This is a genomic window from Actinomadura logoneensis, from assembly GCF_003428695.1.
Classification (GTDB): domain Bacteria; phylum Actinomycetota; class Actinomycetes; order Streptosporangiales; family Streptosporangiaceae; genus Spirillospora; species Spirillospora logoneensis.
This window is the reverse complement of the sequence record NZ_QURH01000841.1, coordinates 1-5,180: the sequence shown is the minus strand read 5'-3', so window position 1 is coordinate 5,180 and position 5,180 is coordinate 1. Positions and strand designations below refer to the sequence as shown.

General features: G+C 73.8%; 6 protein-coding genes. 4 read left to right on the top strand and 2 right to left on the bottom strand.

Going from position 1 to position 5,180, the window contains the following annotated elements; genetic code table 11:
* Together DZF91_RS28630 and DZF91_RS28625 are read left to right on the top strand one after the other, a co-directional pair.
* On the top strand, positions 1-841 hold an 841-nt coding region (locus DZF91_RS28630), incomplete at its 5' end, for a sensor histidine kinase (protein ID WP_117360232.1).
* Positions 838-1,473, top strand: coding sequence for a response regulator (locus tag DZF91_RS28625; RefSeq protein WP_117360231.1), 636 nt, complete (start codon positions 838-840; stop codon positions 1,471-1,473). The genes DZF91_RS28630 and DZF91_RS28625, both read left to right, overlap by 4 nt.
* Positions 1,474-1,528: 55 nt before the next feature.
* Here the strand turns inward: DZF91_RS28625 and DZF91_RS28620 are convergent, their stop codons facing one another.
* Complete coding sequence (locus DZF91_RS28620) at positions 1,529-1,924, bottom strand: ABC transporter permease (protein WP_117360230.1); 396 nt, start codon at positions 1,922-1,924, stop codon at positions 1,529-1,531.
* Positions 1,925-2,003: 79 nt separating this feature from the next.
* Positions 2,004-2,765, bottom strand: a complete 762-nt coding sequence (locus DZF91_RS28615) for a VOC family protein (RefSeq protein WP_158588069.1) — start codon at positions 2,763-2,765, stop codon at positions 2,004-2,006.
* A 194-nt stretch (positions 2,766-2,959) separates the two neighbouring features.
* On the opposite strand from DZF91_RS28615, the gene DZF91_RS28610 reads away from it, so the two are divergent.
* Complete coding sequence (locus DZF91_RS28610; RefSeq protein ID WP_117360228.1) at positions 2,960-4,558, top strand: ABC-F family ATP-binding cassette domain-containing protein; 1,599 nt, start codon at positions 2,960-2,962, stop codon at positions 4,556-4,558.
* A gap of 116 nt (positions 4,559-4,674) precedes the next feature.
* Positions 4,675-4,887, top strand: coding sequence for a helix-turn-helix domain-containing protein (locus DZF91_RS28605; protein WP_012852589.1), 213 nt, complete (start codon positions 4,675-4,677; stop codon positions 4,885-4,887).
* The last annotated feature ends 293 nt before the right edge of the window (positions 4,888-5,180 follow it).

Genomic DNA, 5,180 nt, shown 5'->3' with positions numbered 1-5,180 from the left:
GGCGGTCGGCGGGTCGCTGGCGGTGGCGGCCGGCGCCGCGCTGGCCCTGGGCGCCCCGGCCCCCGGCGTGGTGCTCGGCGCGGTCGCCGGGATGACCTGGCTGACCCCGGTGCTGACCGCCATGATCGTCCGCGAGCACCGGGACCGGGCCGAGGCCGAGCGGGAGCGGGCCCGGCAGGTCGCGCGGCTGGCGGAGATGGACCGGCTGGCCGCCGTGACCGCCGAACGGGCGCGGATGGCGCGCGAGCTGCACGACGTGGTCGCCAACCACCTGAGCGCGGTGGCGCTGCACTCCACGGCCCTGCTGCGGGTGCCCGACCTGGACCCGGACGGGCTGCGGCGGGCGATGGAGGTCATCCGGGAGAACAGCGTCCAGGGCCTGGCGGAGATGCGGCGCATGATCGGCCTGCTCCGCGACGACGCGGCCGACCCGCCCGCCGCGCCCCGGCTCGCCGAGCTGGACCGGCTGGTCACGCACGCGTCCCGCTCGGACCTGTCGGCGCGCCTGGAGGTCGTCGGCGAGCCCTACACGCCGCCCGCCGCGGTGGAGCTGGCCGCGTACCGGATCGTCCAGGAGGCGCTCACCAACGCGCTCAAGCACGGCGGGGCGGGGCTGGCCGACGTCCGGCTGACCTACGGGACGTCGCGGGTGGACGTGCGGGTGACCAGCCCGCTCGGCGGAGCCTCCGAGCTGCCGGGCGCCGGCGCGGGGCTGGTGGGGATGCGGGAGCGGGCGGTGCTGCTCGGCGGAGCGTTCGAGGCCGGGGCGTCCGGCGCGGTGTGGGTGGTGCGGGCGGAACTCCCGCTGCACGGCGGGGTGGACGGAGGGGACGCGCGATGATCAGGGTCCTGGTGGCCGACGACCAGGCGGCGGTGCGCGCCGGGATCGCGCTGATCCTGCGCGCGGCCCCCGACGTGGAGGTCGTCGGGGAGGCCGCCGACGGCGAGGAGGCCGTCGCGCTCACCCGCGAGCTCGCGCCGGACGTGGTGCTGATGGACGTCCGGATGCCGCGGCTGGACGGCATCGCCGCGACCCGCGAGATCGCCGGACGGGCCGACGTCCTGGTGCTGACGACCTTCGACGCCGACGCGCACGTCTTCGGGGCGCTGCGGGCGGGCGCGTCCGGGTTCCTGCTCAAGGACGTGGACGCCGACCGGCTGGTGGAGGCCGTCCGGACCGTCGCGGCGGGCGACGGCGTGATCGCGCCGCAGGTCACCCGGCGGCTGATCGGCGCGTTCGCCGCCGTCCCCGCCCCGGCCCCGCCGGTGTCCCTGGACGGCCTGACGCCCCGCGAGCGGGACGTCCTGGCGTGCCTGGGGGAGGGATTGTCGAACCAGCAGATCGCCGAGAGGCTGGAGATGGCCGAGACGACCGCGAAGACCCACGTCAGCCGGATCCTGGCCAAGCTGGGCCTGCGCAGCCGCGTCCAGGCGGCGATCCTGGCCCGCGAGCATGCCGGAGACCCGCGCTAGCGGCCCTCACGGGACCCGTGCCGACGGCCCTCACGAGGACCCGTGCCGACGACCCTCACGGAGCCCGGCCGCCCGTGAGGGCCGAGAGCAGGTAGGTGACGCCGGCGAGCAGCGCCAGCCAGGCGTAGGGGGTGATGTCCGCGCCGCGCAGCGCCTGCACGACCAGCGCGGCGACCAGGCCCGCCGACAGCACGTCCCCGGTCATCGCGGCGGCCTTCAGGTGCGTCCGGCCCCGGTGCCCGCGGCCGAAGGACTCGCTGATCGCCAGCCCCTGCTCGTCCCGCCGGTACGCCAGGTGCGCCGCGTACCCGGCGAGCACGGCCAGCGCGGTCAGGGCGGTGCCGCGGCGGCCGTCGGCCAGCAGCACCCCGCCGACCGCCAGCCCCGCCAGGAGAACCAGGACGGGGACCGCCCACCGCCGTGCCGACCTGCGTTCGGGAGCCAACCACATGGGGGACATCTTTCCCGATCACCGGCACACCGGACAGCGGTTCGGCCGAGGTGGCGTCCGCGGCGCCCGCGGGCGCGCCTCACTGGCCGGTGCTGTGGATCACCCGGAACTCGACGCCGAACGGGTCGCGGACGTTCGCGATGCGGCCGTGCGGGGTCTCCGCCGGGCCGTCGAGGAGCTCGCCCCCGCCGTCCTGGACGCGCCGGACGGCCTGGTCGGTGTCCTCGACCTCGAAGTACACCAGCCACATCGGGATGTCGCGGTCGCCGCGCGCGATGCCGCCGACCGGCCGCCCGTCGGGCCGGTTGAGCGCGTAGTACTCCATGCCCGGACCGGCGTCGATCCGCTCCGGCCGGAGGTCGAACACCGCCTGGTAGAACGGGGTCACGCGCGCGGTGTCGCGGGTGTACAGCTCCTCCCAGGCGAACGAGCCCGGCTCGTTGACGATGCCCGACCCGGGCATGTCCTTGCCCTGCCAGAGGCCGAACTGCGCGCCGGACGGGTCCTTCACCATGGCCATCCGGCCGTGCTCGAACACGTCCCCGGCGGGCTGGACGACCTCGCCGCCCGCGTCCGTGATCTTCTTGAGGGTCGCGTCGGCGTCGTCGGTCGAGAAGTACAGGTTCCACCAGTGGCGCCCGCCGGTGTCCTCGGCGGACACCTCGGCCAGGCCCGCGATCATCTGCCCGTCCACCATGACGCCCTGGTAGCCCATGGCGTCCGGGCCGAGGTCCTGGAAGCTCCAGCCGAACAGGTCGCCGTAGAACCGCTTGGCGCGCTCGACGTCGGGGATGCCGAGGTCGATGTAGTTCGGTGTGCCGAGCGGCGGATTGGTGGTCACGCGGACCATGACGGTCCCCCCTCGTCATGGGCCGGGCGGGTCCCGGCCCTCGGATGCGGTCTTCCCGGGCATGCTCCCGCCACCCCCAGCGTTCGTACATGTGTTTGACCGGTTTCGGCATGGCCGGACCGTCCGGCGCGTCCACGTAGACTGATCGGCTGCGCCTCCACCCGCCTCATCGTCAGGGAACACTTGTGATCATCGCGAACGACATCGAGCTGCGCGCCGGGGCCCGGCTGCTGATCGAGGGCGCCACCTTCCGGGTCAACCCCGGCGACCGGGTCGGCCTGGTCGGGCGCAACGGAGCGGGCAAGACCACGCTCACCAAGGTGCTCGCCGGGGACGCGCAGCCCGCGGCGGGCGGCGTCACGCGCTCCGGCACGCTCGGCTACCTCCCGCAGGACCCGCGCGGCGTGGACCTCGAGGAGCTCGCCCGCGACCGCATCCTGTCCGCGCGCGGCCTGGACGAGGTGATCCGCAAGCTGCGCGCCGCCGAGGAGCGGATGGCGACCAAGACCGGGAGCGAGCGGGACAAGGCCGTCCGGCAGTACGGGCGGCTGGAGGAGCGGCTGCACATCCTCGGCGGCTACTCCGCCGAGGCCGAGGCCGCCTCGATCGCCTCCAGCCTCGGGCTGCCGGACCGCGTCCTCGGCCAGCCGCTCGGCACCCTGTCCGGCGGCCAGCGGCGCCGCGTCGAGCTGGCCCGCATCCTGTTCTCCGGCGCCGACACCCTGCTGCTGGACGAGCCGACCAACCACCTGGACGCCGACTCGATCATGTGGCTGCGCGACTTCCTCAAGTCGCACCAGGGCGGCCTGGTCGTGATCAGCCACGACGTGGAGCTGCTGGACGTGGTGGTGAACCGGGTGTTCCACCTGGACGCCAACCGCAGCGTCATCGACATCTACAACGTCGGCTGGAAGAAGTACCTGGAGGCGCGCGAGACCGACGAGCGCCGCCGCAAGCGGGAACGCGCCAACGCCCAGCGGCAGGCGTCCACGCTGCTCTCCCAGGCCGACAAGATGCGGGCCAAGGCCACCAAGGCCAAGGCGGCCCAGCAGATGGACCGGCGCGCCCGGCAGCTGCTGGCGGGCGTGGAGGACGAGCGGCAGGCCGACAAGGTCGCCAAGATCCGCTTCCCGGACCCGGCCCCGTGCGGCCGGACCCCGCTCACCGCGGAAGGTTTGTCCAAGTCGTACGGTTCCTTGGAGATCTTCACGGATGTCTCGCTTGCCGTGGACCGCGGCAGCCGGGTGGTCATCCTCGGCCTGAACGGCGCGGGCAAGACCACGCTGCTGCGGCTGCTGGCGGGCCAGGACAAGGCCGACACCGGACGGGTCGTCCCCGGGCACGGCCTGCGGATCGGCTACTACGCCCAGGAGCACGAGACGCTGGAGGTCGAGCGCTCGGTGCTGGAGAACATGCAGTCCGCCGCGCCGGACCTGCCGCCGGTCGAGGTCCGCAAGATCCTCGGCTCGTTCCTGTTCTCCGGCGACGACGTGGACAAACCCGCCGGGGTGCTGTCCGGCGGCGAGAAGACCCGGCTCGCGCTGGCGATGCTGGTCGTCTCCAGCGCCAACGTGCTGCTGCTGGACGAGCCGACCAACAACCTGGACCCGGCGTCCCGCGAGGAGATCCTCGCCGCGCTGCGGACCTTCGCCGGGGCCATCGTCCTGGTGACGCACGATGAGGGTGCGGTGGCCGCGCTCCGGCCGGAAAGAGTGATTTTGCTTCCGGATGGGGTCGAGGACATCTGGAGTGACGAGTTTGCCGATCTGGTGGCACTTGCGTGACCTGCATGGGGAGTTCGACAGATCTTTTCTGGCGGAGTGGGTAGCCGAACGCGCGGGAATGACTGATCATGGCGGGGGATAACGCAGCGGTCACCACATCACTACGGGAGGTACTCGTGGCCGAGACCCTCAAGAAGGGCACCCGCGTGACCGGTGCCGAGCGCGACAAGCTGGCGGCGGAACTCAAGAAGAGGTACGACTCCGGCGAGAGCATCCGCGCCCTGGCAGCCGCCACCGGCCGCTCCTACGGCTTCATCCACCGGATTCTCACCGAATCCGGCGTCAACCTGCGCGGTCGCGGAGGGGCGACCCGCGGCAAGAAGTCCTGACCCCGGGCCTGGTCCGGTGGGGTCCCGCCCGCGGCCGGCCGCACCCGGCCCGGCGCGCGTCCCCCCGGACGGGCGGACCGCCTGACCTGCCGTCGCGGACGACCGAGTAGGGTTCGGTCGCGACGGCGGGCCGGGTACCGTCCCCGCGCGTGCCGCGCGCGGGTCGCCCCGTCCGCCGTGCTGCACGTGGACACAGCGGAGATGGGGGAGACACATGGCGGACGCGGAGCTGCGGCGGCCGGAACCGGCCACGACGGCGGGACCGGCCGGCGGGGCGCCCACCGGGCCGACCG